At 73.7% G+C, this 13,851-nt stretch carries 16 protein-coding genes; 7 read left to right on the top strand and 9 right to left on the bottom strand.

The window, feature by feature from the left end:
- Positions 1 to 17: 17 nt before the first annotated feature.
- From AMK33_RS29270 to AMK33_RS29260, 3 genes are all read right to left on the bottom strand, one after another.
- Positions 18 to 368: a DUF488 domain-containing protein gene (locus AMK33_RS29270; RefSeq protein ID WP_073935977.1), complete on the bottom strand. Its 351-nt coding sequence runs from the start codon at positions 366 to 368 to the stop codon at positions 18 to 20.
- Between the two features lie 64 nt (positions 369 to 432).
- Entirely contained in the window at positions 433 to 696 is a 264-nt protein-coding gene (locus tag AMK33_RS29265) for a WhiB family transcriptional regulator (RefSeq protein ID WP_073935976.1), read from the bottom strand.
- A 115-nt stretch (positions 697 to 811) separates the two neighbouring features.
- The gene (locus AMK33_RS29260) at positions 812 to 2,032 is read right to left on the bottom strand and encodes a saccharopine dehydrogenase family protein (RefSeq protein ID WP_073935975.1); all 1,221 of its coding nucleotides are present in this window, start codon (positions 2,030 to 2,032) and stop codon (positions 812 to 814) included.
- 132 nt (positions 2,033 to 2,164) lie between these two features.
- On the opposite strand from AMK33_RS29260, the gene AMK33_RS29255 reads away from it, so the two are divergent.
- Positions 2,165 to 2,866, top strand: a complete 702-nt coding sequence (locus AMK33_RS29255) for a TetR/AcrR family transcriptional regulator (protein WP_073935974.1) — start codon at positions 2,165 to 2,167, stop codon at positions 2,864 to 2,866.
- Positions 2,867 to 3,000: 134 nt separating this feature from the next.
- Here AMK33_RS29255 and AMK33_RS29250 read toward each other — a convergent pair whose 3' ends face one another.
- Complete coding sequence (locus tag AMK33_RS29250; protein WP_073935973.1) at positions 3,001 to 3,897, bottom strand: LysR family transcriptional regulator ArgP; 897 nt, start codon at positions 3,895 to 3,897, stop codon at positions 3,001 to 3,003.
- 70 nt (positions 3,898 to 3,967) lie between these two features.
- Here AMK33_RS29250 and AMK33_RS29245 point away from each other — a divergent pair, with 70 nt between their 5' ends.
- Complete coding sequence (locus AMK33_RS29245) at positions 3,968 to 4,585, top strand: LysE/ArgO family amino acid transporter (protein WP_073935972.1); 618 nt, start codon at positions 3,968 to 3,970, stop codon at positions 4,583 to 4,585.
- 130 nt (positions 4,586 to 4,715) lie between these two features.
- On the opposite strand, the gene AMK33_RS29240 is transcribed toward AMK33_RS29245, so the two are convergent.
- The 3 genes from AMK33_RS29240 to AMK33_RS29230 all read right to left on the bottom strand — a co-directional run bounded on the left by AMK33_RS29240 (position 4,716) and on the right by AMK33_RS29230 (position 7,267).
- Positions 4,716 to 5,174, bottom strand: a complete 459-nt coding sequence (locus tag AMK33_RS29240; protein ID WP_073935997.1) for a cyclic nucleotide-binding domain-containing protein — start codon at positions 5,172 to 5,174, stop codon at positions 4,716 to 4,718.
- Positions 5,175 to 5,448: 274 nt separating this feature from the next.
- Entirely contained in the window at positions 5,449 to 6,936 is a 1,488-nt protein-coding gene (locus tag AMK33_RS29235; protein WP_073935971.1) for an aminotransferase class I/II-fold pyridoxal phosphate-dependent enzyme, read from the bottom strand.
- A 100-nt stretch (positions 6,937 to 7,036) separates the two neighbouring features.
- Positions 7,037 to 7,267 carry a hypothetical protein gene (locus tag AMK33_RS29230; protein WP_073935970.1) on the bottom strand — a complete coding sequence of 77 codons (231 nt, stop codon included), beginning with the start codon at positions 7,265 to 7,267 and terminating at the stop codon, positions 7,037 to 7,039.
- 144 nt (positions 7,268 to 7,411) lie between these two features.
- On the opposite strand from AMK33_RS29230, the gene AMK33_RS29225 reads away from it, so the two are divergent.
- The 5 genes from AMK33_RS29225 (at position 7,412) to AMK33_RS44160 (ending at position 10,113) form a co-directional block, all read left to right on the top strand.
- A complete protein-coding gene (locus AMK33_RS29225) occupies positions 7,412 to 7,852 on the top strand; it encodes an ATP-binding protein (RefSeq protein WP_073935969.1) in 441 nt (146 codons plus the stop codon).
- A 194-nt stretch (positions 7,853 to 8,046) separates the two neighbouring features.
- Positions 8,047 to 8,913 (top strand): SigB/SigF/SigG family RNA polymerase sigma factor, encoded by an 867-nt coding sequence (locus AMK33_RS29220; protein ID WP_073935968.1) that lies wholly within the window; start codon positions 8,047 to 8,049, stop codon positions 8,911 to 8,913.
- A 32-nt stretch (positions 8,914 to 8,945) separates the two neighbouring features.
- A complete protein-coding gene (locus AMK33_RS29215) occupies positions 8,946 to 9,176 on the top strand; it encodes a DUF5133 domain-containing protein (protein WP_073935967.1) in 231 nt (76 codons plus the stop codon).
- 28 nt (positions 9,177 to 9,204) lie between these two features.
- On the top strand, positions 9,205 to 9,633 hold the full coding sequence (locus AMK33_RS29210) for a hypothetical protein (protein WP_073935966.1): 429 nt from the start codon (positions 9,205 to 9,207) through the stop codon (positions 9,631 to 9,633).
- A gap of 315 nt (positions 9,634 to 9,948) precedes the next feature.
- Positions 9,949 to 10,113 (top strand): hypothetical protein, encoded by a 165-nt coding sequence (locus tag AMK33_RS44160; protein ID WP_235618232.1) that lies wholly within the window; start codon positions 9,949 to 9,951, stop codon positions 10,111 to 10,113.
- Positions 10,114 to 10,160: 47 nt separating this feature from the next.
- On the opposite strand, the gene AMK33_RS29205 is transcribed toward AMK33_RS44160, so the two are convergent.
- Positions 10,161 to 12,395 (bottom strand): FUSC family protein, encoded by a 2,235-nt coding sequence (locus tag AMK33_RS29205; RefSeq protein WP_073935965.1) that lies wholly within the window; start codon positions 12,393 to 12,395, stop codon positions 10,161 to 10,163.
- A 79-nt stretch (positions 12,396 to 12,474) separates the two neighbouring features.
- Positions 12,475 to 13,848: an NAD(P)/FAD-dependent oxidoreductase gene (locus AMK33_RS29200; RefSeq protein ID WP_073935964.1), complete on the bottom strand. Its 1,374-nt coding sequence runs from the start codon at positions 13,846 to 13,848 to the stop codon at positions 12,475 to 12,477.
- Between the last annotated feature and the right edge of the window lie 3 nt (positions 13,849 to 13,851).

Genomic DNA, 13,851 nt, shown 5'->3' with positions numbered 1-13,851 from the left:
AACCCCTCGGACAGGCCCTAGTCCTCCAGCAGGCGGGCCAGCACCTCCGCGTGACCGGTCTGAGGGCTCTTGGACGCGGTCAGCAGGGTCACCGGGCCCTTCCCGGCCAGTTCCCGTACGTGGTCGAGGAGTTCGGCGGCCTCCGGCGCCGCCAGCTCCGCCTCGTAGCGCTCGCGGAACTCCTCGTACGGCCGGTCGTCCGCGTGGTACCAGCGGCGCAGCTCGGTGGACGGGGTCAGCCCCTTGGGCCACTCGTCCACCCGCGCCGCGTCCTTCGCCAGACCGCGCGGCCACAGCCGGTCGACCAGGACCCGGACCCCGTCGTCCGGCTCGGGCGGTTCGTAGACACGGCGCACGCGCACGCTCATGGTCGGCCCCTTCCGGCGATGTCCGGCGAGCGTACTGCGGCGCACCGGGCCGGGTACGGCGAGATCACCGGCCCGGCTGACCGGAGGAGCGCCGGGCGGCGATACGGCGCTTCAGAGCACGGCGTTCCGTCTCGCTCGTACCGCCCCACACCCCGATGGACTGCCCCGTGTCCAGCGCCCACTGGAGGCACTGCTCCCGCACGGGGCAGCGCCGGCACACGGCCTTGGCCTGTTCCGTCTGCATCAGGGCGGGCCCGGAGGTGCCGATCGGGAAGAAGAGGTCGGGGTCCTCGGCCCTGCAGGCCGCACGTTCGCGCCAGTTGTCCATCGGGAGTCACCTGCGATCATCGGTGTGAAGACGGGCGGGCGCCCTTCTGGGCGCCTTGCTCCTCTTCGGGTCACCCGCCGACCGGCGGTGAAACAACGGGACACCGTGCGCGCGGTCACTGTTCGCGCAGCCCCCAGGGCGAACCGTACGCGGTCAGCAGGTCCAGGAACGGTCCCGCGGGGAACGCCTCCGGACCGAGCACGCCCGTGCCCGACCAGGCGCCGCCGGCGAGCAGTTCGAGGGCGACGACGGGGTTGACGGCGGTCTGCCACACCACGGCCTGGCAGCCGTACTCGGCCATGGACCACTGGTTGTCGACCACGTGGTACAGGTACACCTCGCGCGGCGCCCCGTCCTTCACGCCCCGCACCCAGGTGCCGGCGCAGGTCTTGCCGTGCATCCGCTCGCCCAGCGTCGCCGGGTCGGGCAGACAGGCGGCCACCATGTCCCGGGGCGAGACCCGCACCGGACCGTCCGGGCCGGGCACGGTCACCGGTTCGGTGCGGTCCAGGCCCAGCAGACGCAGCGTCCTGAGCGTGTCGATGAACTCGCGGCCCAGACCGTACTTGAAGGTCACCCGGCGGGCGTCCACCCAGCGCGGGACGAGCAGCACCTCCTCGTGCTCGACGTTCACGCACTCCACCGGGCCGATGCCCTCGGGGAAGTCGAACACCTCCGGCTCGCTGAACGGCTCGGTGGTGAACCAGCCGCGCCCCTCCTCGTAGACCACGGGCGGGTTGAGGCACTCCTCGATGGTGGTCCAGATGCTGAAGGACGGCGCGAAGTCGTAGCCGTCCACCGTGAGGTTCGCGCCGTCGCGGACGCCGATCTCCTCGATCTCGTCGAAGAGTTCGTCGGCGGCGTACCGGGCGAAGACGTCCGACAGGCCGGGCTCCACGCCCATCCCGACCAGGGCCAGCGCACCGGCCTTCTCCCACTCCTCGGACCGCGCGAACTGCTCGTCGCCGAGCTTGACCCCGCACTCCTCGTACGGCCGTTCGGCGTGCGGCCGGGACAGCGACATCGCCATGTCGACATAGGTGGCACCGGCGCGGCGCGCCGCGCGGAACAGCGGCATCACGAACCGGGGGTCGGTGGCGTTGAGCAGGACGTCGCAGCCGTGCCGTTCGAGCAGCGCCGCCACCCCGTCCTCGTCACCGGCGTCCACGCGCTCGGCACGGAACCGGGCCCCCTCCGCGCCGAGCGCGGCGACCGCCGCCTCGGCCCGGAGGGGGTCGTGGTCGGCCACCACCATCCGGTCGAAGAACGGCCGCCGGGCCGCGATCCGGGTGACGGCGGTACCCACGCCGCCGGCTCCCACCAGCAGTACACGCATGACGGAGCACTCCCTCTCTGCCTCGTGGATCCCCATGGATCCGGGATGTGTGCGGGGCCCCTGGCCGGAGATACAACGCCGCGCGACGACATAAGGTCAATGGCGTTGGCATAAGAGCGCGAGGAGACGGCGATGCCGAAACGCGTGGTTCCCGAGGAGCGCCGACGGCGGCGCAGGCCGACGAGGAGCGGCCGGGTCCTGTCCGAGACGCTGATCGTCGAGACGGCACTGCGCCTGCTGCGCGAGCACGGCAGCACGGGTCTGACCGCCCGTCGCCTCGGTCTCGCCCTGGACTGCGACCCGAGCACCCTCTACCGCTACTTCCGCGGCATGGACGACCTGACCCTCGCCATCGGGGACGCGCTGATCGGCCAGGCGCTGCACGGCTGGCGGCCCACGGGGCAGTGGCGGGCCGACCTGCGGGCCGTCGGGCTGCGCATCCACGCCGCCTATGTGTCGCACCCGCAGGCCGCGGTCCTCACGGCGAGCCGGGTCTCCGGCCGGGCGAACGAACTGGCGGCCGACGAGGCGGTCCTCGACGTGCTGCGCACCGCGGGCTTCCCGCTGCCGGAGACGGTCCGCGTCTACCACGCCTTCATCGACACCACGCTGGCCTTCGCCGCCCTCGACGCCGCGTCCCTGGCCCTGCCCGACGCCGCGCTCCACGCCGACGAGGAGATGTGGCGCTCCACCTACGCCCGCCTCCCCGCCGCCACCCACCCTCGCATCGCCGAGGCCGCGCCCCTGCTGGCCACCCGCATGGTCACCAGCGCCTATCCGACGGCACTGGACATGCTCCTGGAGAGCGCGGGGAACAGCCTGGCGGGGTCCTAGCCGGGGGCGACGGCCCGGTCTCGCGGTCCCTGGCGCGCTCGCCGCGCCGACCGGAGTGCCGGCGGCTCCGGGGCCGCGCGGTCGCAGGCGTCGGACGCGGGGGACGGGCGGCCGACGGAAGGCCGGACAGGCCCTCAGCGGCGCAGCGCTCCCGCCGCCGCCTCCGTCACCGCGTCCGCCACCGCCGCCAGCGCGGGGGAGTCCAGCTTCCACTGCTGCCAGTACAGGGAGATGTCGACCTCCCGGTCCGGGGCGAACACCGTGAGGCGACCGGCCCGGAGCAGGGGGTCGGCCTGGGCCTCGGGGACCATGCCCCAGCCCAGGCCCGCGGCGACCGCCTCGGCGAAGCCCTCCGAGGTCGGCACGTAGTGGCGCAGCGCGCTCGCCTCGGCGCGCCCGCGCGTGAGCCGGCGTACGAAACCGTCCTGGAAGTCGTCCTTCCGGTCGAACACCACCACGGGCGCCACGGGCAGTACCTCCCGCAGCGGTCCCGCGAGATGCCGTACGGCGAACCCCGGGTCCGCCACCGGGAGATAGCGCATCCGCCCCAGATGCCGTACGGAACAGCCCGGCACCGCGTCCGGCGACGAGGTCACCGCGGCCATCACCGTCCCCTCCCGCAGCAGCGCCGCCGTGTGGGCCTCGTCCTCCCGGCGCAGTTCGAAGCGGAGCCGCGAGTCGGCCGGCAGGCGGGTGAGGGCCCCGAGGAACCAGGTCGCCAGCGAGTCCGCGTTCACCGCCACCGGCACCCGGGTCGGCTCCCCGGCCCCGCTCAGTCCCAGCTCGGCGTACGCGTCCCGTTCCAGCCGGCCCACCTGGCGGGCGAGCCTGACCAGCACCTCGCCCGACTCGGTCGGCCGCACCGGCTTGGTGCGCAGCAGCAGCACCCGCCCCGTGCGCTGCTCCAGCGCCTTCACCCGCTGGCTCACCGCCGAGGGCGTGACGTGCAGCGCGGCGGCCGCGGCGTCGAAGGTCCCCTCGTCCACCACGGCGAGCAGGGTCCTCACCTGGTCCAACGGAAGATCGGTCATCACGAGAACTAATGCTACGTAAGAATCATTAGCTGTACTGCAGAGCCGTCGCGCCCGTAGCGTCGTCGCCATGACCAGCGCCCTGACCACCGCCGCCGCCGGATTCGGTACCGGCCTCTCCCTCATCGTCGCCATCGGTGCCCAGAACGCCTTCGTCCTGCGCCAGGGCGTCCGCCGTGACGCCGTACTCGCCGTCGTCGGCATCTGCGCCCTCTCCGACGCGGCGCTCATCGCCCTCGGCGTCGGCGGGGTCGGCGCGGTGGTCGTGGCCTGGCCCGGCGCGCTGACGGCGGTCGGCTGGATCGGCGGCGCGTTCCTGCTCGGCTACGGCGCCCTGGCCGCCCGCCGGGTCTTCCGGCCGGCCGCCACCGGACTGGAGACGGCGGGCGAGGCGGCGAGCTCGCGGCGCCGGGCCGTGCTCACCTGCCTCGCCATGACCTGGCTCAACCCGCACGTCTACCTCGACACGGTGTTCCTGCTGGGCTCGGTCGCCGCCGACCACGGCCCGCTGCGCTGGACCTTCGGCCTCGGTGCCGTACTGGCCAGCGTCTGCTGGTTCGCGGCGCTCGGCTTCGGCGCCCGGCTGCTGAGCCGCTTCCTGGCCCGCCCCACCGCCTGGCGGGTGCTGGACGGACTGGTCGCCGCCACCATGATCGTCCTCGGCCTGACGCTCATCGCGGGAGCCTGACACCGGGGCCCGCGCGTCTCCCCGACGCCGGGCCCGGCCGACGTGCCGCACGGCCGTCGCGGGCTCCGTCTCCGGTCCCGTACGGCCGTCGCGATGCCCATGCCGCGCCGTCACCGGGTGCGGGGCCGCTCTACAGCGCCCCGCCGCGCCGGTGCATCGCGTACTGCTCCATCAGCTTGCCGCGTGTCGTCTCCAGCCGGTGGGCGAGCACCTCGGCGACGCTGCGCACCAGGGTCATCCCGAGCGGCGGGTCCTCCTCGCAGAGCCGGAGCACGGCCGCCGCGTCGAACTCGTAGGCGCGCACCTGGCTGAAGGCCACGGCGCCGAAGTCCCACTGGTGGGGCGGGAACAGCCAGGACCAGCCCAGCAGATCACCCGCGCCGAGACCGGCGACGGTCACCCGGTGCAGGTCGTTCACCCGCTGGTCCAGCGAGACCGCGCCGGAGCGGATCACCCAGAACCGGTCGGCGGTGCCTCCCGCCTCGAAGATGCGGGTGTCCTCGGGGAAGGACACCTCCCGCGCCAGTGCCATCAGGCGCTCGCGCTGCGGCGGGGGAAGGGCGGTCAGGAGTTTGATCGCTTTGGTCATGGCGCGGGGCTCCTCGCCGGGCATTCGGTTCCGGTGCTTTCCCTACGTTCATTTCAGCCGCTGCGGCCGTTCGGGGCACCTCGGCGGACACGAGAAGTCCGGTTCCTGTCGGCAGGCCCCGCCCGGGCATGAAAAAGCCCTGGCTGGACGGGGGAAGCCAGCCAGGGCCGTAAGCGGTGGTGTCCGGAGGACGGGGGGTCGACTCCGCCACCACGTATGAATGAACGATAAACCATTTCGGCGGTGTCCGGGTAATCGGGGCGCGTGACCTGTTTCACTGACCCCGGGCGGCGCGCTCGTCCACCACCCGGACCGTGTCCAGGCCGGGGTTCGACGGGTCCGGCAGGTGCATGCCCGCGGCCAGCCCCGTCCGCAGATAGCGGAGCACGGGCTCGGTGAGCCGTTCGCCCGGCAGGACGGCCGGGATACCGGGCGGGTACGGCGTGACCATCTCGGCCGCGATCCGTCCGGCGGCCCGGGACACCGGCACGTCCTCGGTCGGGCCGAAGAACGCGTCCCGCGGCAGCAGCGCCTGCGCCATCCGCAGTTCGCCCGGCGACGGCACGTCCACCCTCGGCGCCCGGGGCAGGTTCCGCGCCGCCCGGCCCAGGTCCCGCAGCGCCGACAGCAGTTCCCCGGTCGTCTCCCGGTCGTCGCCGTGGGTGATCTGCATCCCGATACGGCGGTGGTCCACCAGGTGCGCGTCGACGCCGCGGTGCTCGCGCAGCCAGTCCGCCGCCTGGAATCCCGTGACGCCGAGACCGTCGAGATCGATCACACCGGGCAGCGGATCGAAGTCGTCCGCCAGACCCGGGCCGCAGAAGTCGTCCCGGTCGTCGACGTGCATGCCGTCGATCTCCTCGATCGCGGCCCGGACCCCGTCGGCGAGCGCCAGCGCCGACCCCATCAGCTCCTTGCCGCGCAGTGCCATCTGCCGCCGCCAGCCGTCGAGACCCGCGAAGACCAGCACCGACGGGCTGGTGGTCCCCAGCAGATCGGCGCGCATGCCCAGCAGCGCCGGCGGCACCAGATCGCCCCGCAGATGGAACACCGAGCCCTGCTCCAGACCGCTGCCCATCTTGTGGATGCTGGTCACGCAGATGTCGGCGCCCGCGTCCATCGCCCAGGACGGCAGATCGGGATGGAAGGGCAGGTGCGCGCCCCAGGCCTCGTCCACGATCAGCGGGCGCGAACGCCGGTGGCACACCTCGGCGATGTCCCGCAGCGCCGCACTGGCGCCGTACGGCGTCGGGCTGGTCACCAGCGCGCCGCGCGCGTCCGGGTGGGCGTCGAAGGCCCGGTCGAAGTCGTCGGCCGACGGCGGGTGCGCGAGGTGCCGTTCGGCGTCCCACCGCGGCTCCACCCACACCGGCTCGATCCCGGACAGGATCAGCCCGGACACCACCGACTTGTGGGCGTCCCGCCCGATCAGCAGCTTCTCGTGCGGCCCCGCGACCGACAGCATCGCCGCCTTGACCGACAGGGAACTGCCGCACGTGCTGAAGAAGGTGTGGTCGGCGTGGACCGCGTCGGCCATCAGCTCCTGGGCCCGCTGCAGCACCCGGCCCCGGGTGAGCCGGTCGTCCAGGCCGCCCGACGCCAGAACATCGCCCAGGAACACCGCGTCCCCGAGCACCTCGCGCACCGCGGGATCCGCCCCGCGGGCCTGCTTGTGCCCAGGTGGGGTGAAGCCCAGCCGCCCGCTGCGGTGGTACTCCTCCAGTGCTTCCAGAACCGGTGCCCGGCTGTGATCGACCGTCATGGACTCCCGGGTGCCCGGCAGCGGCCCGCCTCAATCCGTGCGGATTTCCGCACGGAAGACCGCACGGAAGACCGTACGGAAATCCGCACGGTCCCGCCGGTCAGCCCTGCGCCGCGCGCTTGCCCGGCGTCAGGATCTCGTCCAGCACCCGCAGTACGACCCCGTAGGCCACCCCGCGCACCTCGGCGTCGCGCGCCGCGCCGGGATCGCCGGTGTCCGCCCGCCCGAGCTCGTCGCCCCGGGCCCGCCAGGTCCGCTCCTCCTGGGCCGCGCAGGCCCGTGCCCGCTGGATGCGCCGCATCAGTTCGTCCGAGTCCACCACATCGGTCATACCGTCCGCGTACCCCCGTGCGCCGATCGGATGACAGGCATTCAGCGAACAGCCGGGAGGTTTGCCGCTACCGGGACAGGTGAGCCGAAAAGGGAGGTCCGAGGCATTCTCCACCGATTTCGTCACTGATCAGGGAGCCGCACGATGTGTGAGGAGTACACGACCGAACCCCTCGAACGACCCGGCGCGCGCCGGGCCGGACCCCCTCGCCCCTGCCGTCCGGCAGAGGTCCGCGAGGCCGTCACACAGGCGGTGTCCGAACGCTGCCGGGCCACCCGCACCCCCTGCGACACCGAGGCCCTGGCGGACGTCCTGCTCGTCGCCTCCGAACTCACCACCAACGCCATGCTGCACGGCGGCGGGATCACCGACTTCCAGGTCGACGTGAGCGGCCCCGGAGTACGCCTGTCGGTGAGCGACCGCAGCGCCGAGCTGCCCGTCGTCGTGCCGTCGACCGACCGGCAGGGACGCCGCCGTCCGGGCGGTCACGGCTGGCCCATCGTGTGCCGGCTGTCCCGCGACATCCGGGTGTCCGACCTGCCCGCCGGAGGCAAGTGCATCACCGCCGTGGTCCCCCTGTCCTGACCAGCCGGAACGGGCCCCGGCAGATCGCGTGACGAAGCGGAGTTTGTTCCACCGGCATGGGGGCAATCGGAGGTTCGTGCTTCGGACCGGAGGCGCGCCAGCGGGAGTGGTACGGCTGCTGTGGACCCTCCGGGCGTCCCGGTGACGGCCCTCCCGCGGTAGATCCCTGAAACCACCGTTCGGGAGCGAACCGCATGCTCATTGACACGACCGCCCATCGTTCCGGCCCCTCCGACACGACGAGCGCCGCCGCCCCCCGCCGACGGCACGACGACGCCCCTGACACCGCCGCCCTCTTCACCCGGCTGGCCTCCCTGGAGGACGGCCCCGAGCGGGACGCCGTCCGGGACGAGCTCGTCACCGCGTGGCTGCCCATGGCCCACCGCATCGCCGGCCGCTTCCGCGACCGCGGCGAGGCCGTCGAGGACCTGCGCCAGGTGGCCGCCCTGGGCCTGGTGAAGGCCATCGACCGCTTCGACCCGAGCCGCGGCGCCTTCGAGAGCTACGCCGTCCCCACCATCACCGGCGAGGTCAAGCGGCACTTCCGCGACCGGATGTGGGCCCTGCGCGTGCCCCGCCGGGTGCAGGAACTGCGCAACAAGGTGCGGGTGGCCCGGCGCGAACTCACCCAGAACCCCGGCAGCCCCGAGCCGTCCGTGGCGGCGATCGCCGCCCACACCGGGCTGACCGAGGACGAGGTCGGCGCCGGCATGGAGGCCCTGGAGAGCTTCAGCACCCTCTCCCTGGACGCGGAACTGTCGTCCGACGACGACGGCTACAGCCTCGCCGACACCCTCGGCGCCGCGGACGCCTCCTACGACGTCGTCGTCGACCGCGAGTCCGCCAAGGAGGGCCTGCGCAGGCTGCCGGAGCGCGAGCGCGCCATCCTCTACATGCGGTTCTTCGAGGACATGACCCAGAGCCGGATCGCAGACCGGCTGGGCATCTCCCAGATGCACGTCTCCCGTCTCATCAGCCGCAGCTGCGCCCGGGTGCGCGCCGACGTGATGGGACAGCGCACCGGCCGCCGCGGTACCGGCGGACACTCGGCGACGGCGTGAGCGACGCCCGCCCCCACCAGAGAGCGAGACACATGCTGAAGCCCCACCCCACCGTGCTGCGCCGGCTCGTCGAGGAGTACGAGACCCTGACAGCGGCCGGAAGCGGACCGGCCGGCCCGGACCCGCGGATCGGCGACCTGGCGTACACCCTGTGCGTGTCGACCGGCACCCGCGACGTACGCCACGCGCTCATTATCGCGCACGGCTGGCTGGGGACGGCCGGGCAGGACGCGCCCGCGGCCGGCACCCCGGCCGCCGTATGACCCGCGGTGCGCGGGGAACCCGAAGCGGATGAGCGAATCCGAGATTCCCCCGGAAGGCAGGCCCGTGGACGTCTATCTCGACCTCCTGCGGGTCAGGATGGACACCGAGGACTACCGGCTTCTGCTCCACGTGGTGGAGCCGGTCCTCCAGGCGATCGAGGAACACCGGCTGTCCGGCATGGACCTCGCGCTGGACGGCGGGGACGAGGAACTCCCCCAGGAGGTGCGCGACGAGGCCGCCCTCGTCATCGCCACCGCCGTCACCGGCCGCCTGGACAACGAGGTGGTCGAGCTGGAGGTCGACGAGACCGGACCGGTCCGGGTGGTCACCGACGCGGCGACCGCCGCCGACCCCTCCCGCCTGGACGAGATCGCCGACTACATCAGGGACCGCCACCGCCAGAACGAGGAGCTACGAGGCATAGCCGAGGCCAGCGGCCTCCCGACCGACTTCTGACCCCGCCCACGTCCCGCCCGCGCGTACGGCCCCGGCACCGGCCGGGGCCGTACGCATGCGCGAGGTCCGACCGGTCCGGCGGTTCGCCGGCCGGCTTGTGACGGTGCCGGCGGCGTCCGGGTGCCGGGCGGGGGGCGGACACGTGGCGCACACGGGCGCGCCGCCCCGGCCGGCGTACGCACGGGCGCGTGGGTCGGTCCGGCAGGCCGGGGCCGGCGGTTTGCCGGTCGGGCGGACTCGGATGCGCGGTCCTGGCCGGGCCGTGAGCGCGGGTGCGCGGGCCGACGGCCTGCCGGTCGGCTTGTGGAGGCCCCGGTGACGGCGTCCGGGGGCCGGACGGGGGCGGACACGGGCGTGCTGCCCTGGCCGGGCGTGCGCACGGGCGTGTGGGCCGGGGACGGCGGCCTGCCGGTTCGTGACGGTGCCGGTGACGGCGTACTGGTGCCGGGCGGGGGCGGACGCGGGCGCCGGCACGGGTGACCGCCCGGTCGGCAGGGGGAGGTGTCCGGGCGTGCCGGGGCCGCGGTTCAGCGGTCGGGGGACTTCACCGGGACGGACAGGGGGCGGGCGAGGCCCACCACGGCCTCGTCCAGGCGTTCCAGGTGGCGCAGGACGCGGTCGGTGATGCGGCCGTAGCGGGCGGTGCCGTCGCCGCCCAGAAGGGACGCGATGCTCGGGCCGGTCTCGACCGGCGCGGTGACGTCCTCGTCGGCGACGCGGTCCGCGATCGTCACGATGTTGCGCACCGTGCGCCCCGCCGCCCCGCGCAGCCGGGGGTCCGCCGCGATCGACGGATGCGTCGGCAGCAGCTCCGCCGTGGCCGCCAGCGAGCGCGCGTGGTACGCGCACGTCTCGAGGAGCGCCACCACATAGCGCGCGTTGGTGCGCCGGGCCCGCAACGGGGTCACCGGATGCGTCAGCGGCTGGGTCGCGGCGCGCAGGTCGCCCAGCGCCTGGTCCAGCTCCCGTGCCTTGTCCAGCAGGTCGCCGGCGGGACCGCCGCTGAGCTGGCCGACGGCGGCCTCGGTCACCTCGGCGAGCCGCTCCAGCACGGTGACCAGCAGCTCGTTGGTGCGCCGGTCGGTGTTCACCGGCAGCACCAGCGCCGCCGCGACCACTCCGCAGGCCGCCCCCAGCGCCGTCTCCTCCACCCGCAGCACCAGCACCTCCCAGCTGTAGGTGTGCAGCAGGGTGTAGAGCAGCCCGAGCATCGCCGTCACGAAGAACGACATCAGCGTGTAGGACAGCGGGGCCGTGTAGAACATGGCGAAGATCAGCACCAGCACCAGCACGAACGCCGTCAAGGTGTGCCGGCCCACCAGGGCGGCCAGCAGGATGCCGGCGACGACCCCGAACACCGTGCCCAGCAGCCGCCGGTAGCCCTTGACCAGGATCTCGCCGGTCGAGGCCGTGTTGATGAAGACGATCCAGCAGGTCAGCACCGCCCAGTACCAGCGGTGCGCGGACAGCAGCTCGCCCCCGACGATGGCCAGCGTCGACCCCACGGAGACCTGCACGGCGGCGCGCGTGGTGGGCCGTCGCAGCCCCGTCGGCTGTTCGGCCGCCTCCGCCTCCTCGCCGGCGTCGATGGCGGCGTCCTCCGCGTCCAGCTCCTCCCGCGAACGGGCCGTCGCCGGACTGTCGTCCGACTCGTCCTGCGGCCCCTCCAGCGCGATACGCAGCCCCATGACCGCGCGCGCGGTCTCGCCGACCGCCCGGAACACGTCCCGCACGGCCGGGGTGGCGACCGGCAGGTTCTCCTCGTCCCGGTAACCGAGCAGCCGGTTGCGCAACTGGGCCACGCCCGTCCCCCCGGCCCCGGTGCGCACCACCAGCGCCCGCAGCGCGAGCAGGTCCCGCCGCAGTACGGCCGTGGCCTCGTCCGGGCCGGGCAGCCGGCCCACCTCAGGGGCGGGCGCACCGGGCAGATGCAGGGTGAGGGTGTCCGCCCGCTGGGCGCTGCGCGCCGACAGCAGCAGCAGACCGAGCCGCTCGGCGGCGATCTCCGCGTCCGCGATCCGGCGCTGCACCAGCCGCGCCGTCGACTCGTCCGGCGTACCCTCCTCCAGCCGGCTCTGGATCATCAGGGCCGTCTCGTGCAGCCGCGCGGTGCCCTCCCGCATGTCCTCCAGGGCCTTGTCCACCTCGTCGGGCCCGGCGTCCAGCAGCGCAAGCTGCGCGGAGACCAGCCGGCCCAGCCGGGCCCGGAAGGCCGTCCGCAGCCGCAGCAGCAGACCGGCGGGCGTCACGGGGACGACCGCGAACCGCACCAGGGCGCTGCACGCGAACGCGACGGCCAGGGCCGCCCACAGCCCCGGCAGCTGCGCGGCGGAGGCACCGACGAACAGCGACACGAAGTAGACCTGGAAGCCGATCAGACCGAGCGCGGTCCCGCGGTCCCCGAACCGGCGGCCGTACACCGCGGCGAAGATGAGGACGACGAAGAAGGCGTCCCCGACGACGACGCGCTCGCTGAGCACCGCGCCCAGCGACACGGACACCAGCGCGACGGGCAGGCCGACGGCCAGCGTGACCGCCTGGGCGCCGCGCTGCTTCTCCCGGATGGCGAAGGTGGCGACCATCGCCGCCATCGCCCCCGCCACCAGATGGGTGACGTCGAATCCCGCCGAGGCGAGCACGGCCAGCGTCAGCGCGATCGCGCCCACCGTCCGCAGCCCGGCCGTCAGCCGCAGCAGACCGGGGTCGGACGCCGCCAGGTGGTCCCGCAGCCGTGTCCGCACCGAGCGTCCCGCCGCCTTCACGCCACCGCACTCTCTCCCGTCGCACACCCACGCCCGGATCCCACCGCCGCCGGGCGCGAACCGCCTCCCGACCCTGGGATCACCGCGCCGCCCGGCCCGCCTCCGCGACGTGCTCCCGCACCTGCTCCGGCGTCAGATAGGCGTCCAGGTACTCGAAGTCCCGCAGGTTCCCCGGCTTGTGCGCCTGGAATCCGGTGCGTACGAAATCGTCGCCGGCGACCGCGTTCAGCAGCCAGTTGGTCATCACCCGCGTCTTGGCGACGTTGGTGCGCAGCGCCGACCAGTGGTAGCCGCGGGCCACCGCCTGGGCGGGCAGGCCGTGCAGTTCGATGCCGAGCGGCTTGGACACCGCGTCGGTGCCGCCGAGGTCCACCACGAGTCCGAGGTCCTTGTGGACGTACGGCCGGGTCGGCCGGCCCCGCAGCGTCGCGATGACGTTCTCGGCGACGTGCCGGCCCTGCCGCAGGGCGTGCTGCGCGGTCGGCGGGCACACGGCGTCGTCGCCCTTGGCCACGTCGGGCACCGCGGCCGAGTCGCCGAGCGCGAACACCCCGTCGTGGCCCGGCAGGCACATGTCCGCGTTGACCGCGAGCCGCCCCCGGACGGTCTCCGCGTCGAGCGTGGCGATGAGCGGGCTGGCGACGACACCGGCGGTCCAGATCAGGGTGCGGGTGGGCACCACCCGGCCGTCGGTGAAGGTGACCTCCTCGGCGCCCGCCTTCGCGATGGAGACGCCCAGCGAGATCTCGATGCCGCGCCGGGTCAGGATCTCCTGCGCGCTGCGCCCGAGCTTCTCGCCCAGTTCGGGCATCAGCTTCGGCGCGATGTCGATGAGGTGCCACTTGATCAGGCCCGGGTCGAGCCGCGGGTAGCGCTTGACGGCGGCGTGCGTCAGCCGCTGCAGGCAGGCCGCGGTCTCGGTGCCCGCGTAGCCGCCGCCGACGACCACGAACTGCAGCCGCGAGGCCCGCTCGGCCGGATCGTGGCTCGCGTCGGCCAGGTCGAGCTGGGAGATGACGTGGTCGCGCAGGTAGGCGGCCTCGGCGAGCGACTTGAGCCCGAAGGCGTGGTCCGTCAGCCCCGGGATGTCGAAGGTGCGGGTGACGCTGCCGGGGGCCAGCACGATGTAGTCGTACGGCTCGTCGACGATCTCGCCGTTGACGATGCGGACGACACAGACCTTGGACTTCAGGTCCACGCCGATGGCCCCGCCCGGGATGATCCGGGTGCGGTACTTCTCGCTGCGGCGCAGGGAGAGCGCGACCGACTGCGGGGTCAGCACGCCCGACGCCACCTGGGGGAGCAGCGGCAGATAGAGCTGGTAGGAGAACGGCGTCACCAGCGTGAGGTCGGCCTCGTTCGGGGCGAGCCTGCGCTCCAGCCGGCGCACGCACTCCACGCCTGCGAAGCCCGCACCCACCACCAGGATCCTGGGTCGTGTCACGGTGTCCATCCC

It is taken from the genome of Streptomyces sp. CB02400 (genome assembly GCF_001905725.1).
GTDB classification, from domain to species: domain Bacteria; phylum Actinomycetota; class Actinomycetes; order Streptomycetales; family Streptomycetaceae; genus Streptomyces; species Streptomyces atrovirens.
This window is presented reverse-complemented; position numbering and strand designations above follow the sequence as displayed.

Coding starts and splice junctions, on each gene's coding strand:
- AMK33_RS29220 (WP_073935968.1), top strand. CDS start 8,047: ATGCTCATTGACACGACCGCCCATCGTTCCGGCCCCTCCGACACGACG.
- AMK33_RS29235 (WP_073935971.1), bottom strand. CDS start 6,936: ATGACGGTCGATCACAGCCGGGCACCGGTTCTGGAAGCACTGGAGGAG.
- AMK33_RS29250 (WP_073935973.1), bottom strand. CDS start 3,897: ATGACCGATCTTCCGTTGGACCAGGTGAGGACCCTGCTCGCCGTGGTG.
- AMK33_RS29245 (WP_073935972.1), top strand. CDS start 3,968: ATGACCAGCGCCCTGACCACCGCCGCCGCCGGATTCGGTACCGGCCTC.
- AMK33_RS29260 (WP_073935975.1), bottom strand. CDS start 2,032: ATGCGTGTACTGCTGGTGGGAGCCGGCGGCGTGGGTACCGCCGTCACC.
- AMK33_RS29210 (WP_073935966.1), top strand. CDS start 9,205: ATGAGCGAATCCGAGATTCCCCCGGAAGGCAGGCCCGTGGACGTCTAT.
- AMK33_RS29230 (WP_073935970.1), bottom strand. CDS start 7,267: ATGACCGATGTGGTGGACTCGGACGAACTGATGCGGCGCATCCAGCGG.
- AMK33_RS29255 (WP_073935974.1), top strand. CDS start 2,165: ATGCCGAAACGCGTGGTTCCCGAGGAGCGCCGACGGCGGCGCAGGCCG.
- AMK33_RS29270 (WP_073935977.1), bottom strand. CDS start 368: ATGAGCGTGCGCGTGCGCCGTGTCTACGAACCGCCCGAGCCGGACGAC.
- AMK33_RS29265 (WP_073935976.1), bottom strand. CDS start 696: ATGGACAACTGGCGCGAACGTGCGGCCTGCAGGGCCGAGGACCCCGAC.
- AMK33_RS29215 (WP_073935967.1), top strand. CDS start 8,946: ATGCTGAAGCCCCACCCCACCGTGCTGCGCCGGCTCGTCGAGGAGTAC.
- AMK33_RS29225 (WP_073935969.1), top strand. CDS start 7,412: ATGTGTGAGGAGTACACGACCGAACCCCTCGAACGACCCGGCGCGCGC.
- AMK33_RS29240 (WP_073935997.1), bottom strand. CDS start 5,174: ATGACCAAAGCGATCAAACTCCTGACCGCCCTTCCCCCGCCGCAGCGC.
- AMK33_RS29200 (WP_073935964.1), bottom strand. CDS start 13,848: ATGGACACCGTGACACGACCCAGGATCCTGGTGGTGGGTGCGGGCTTC.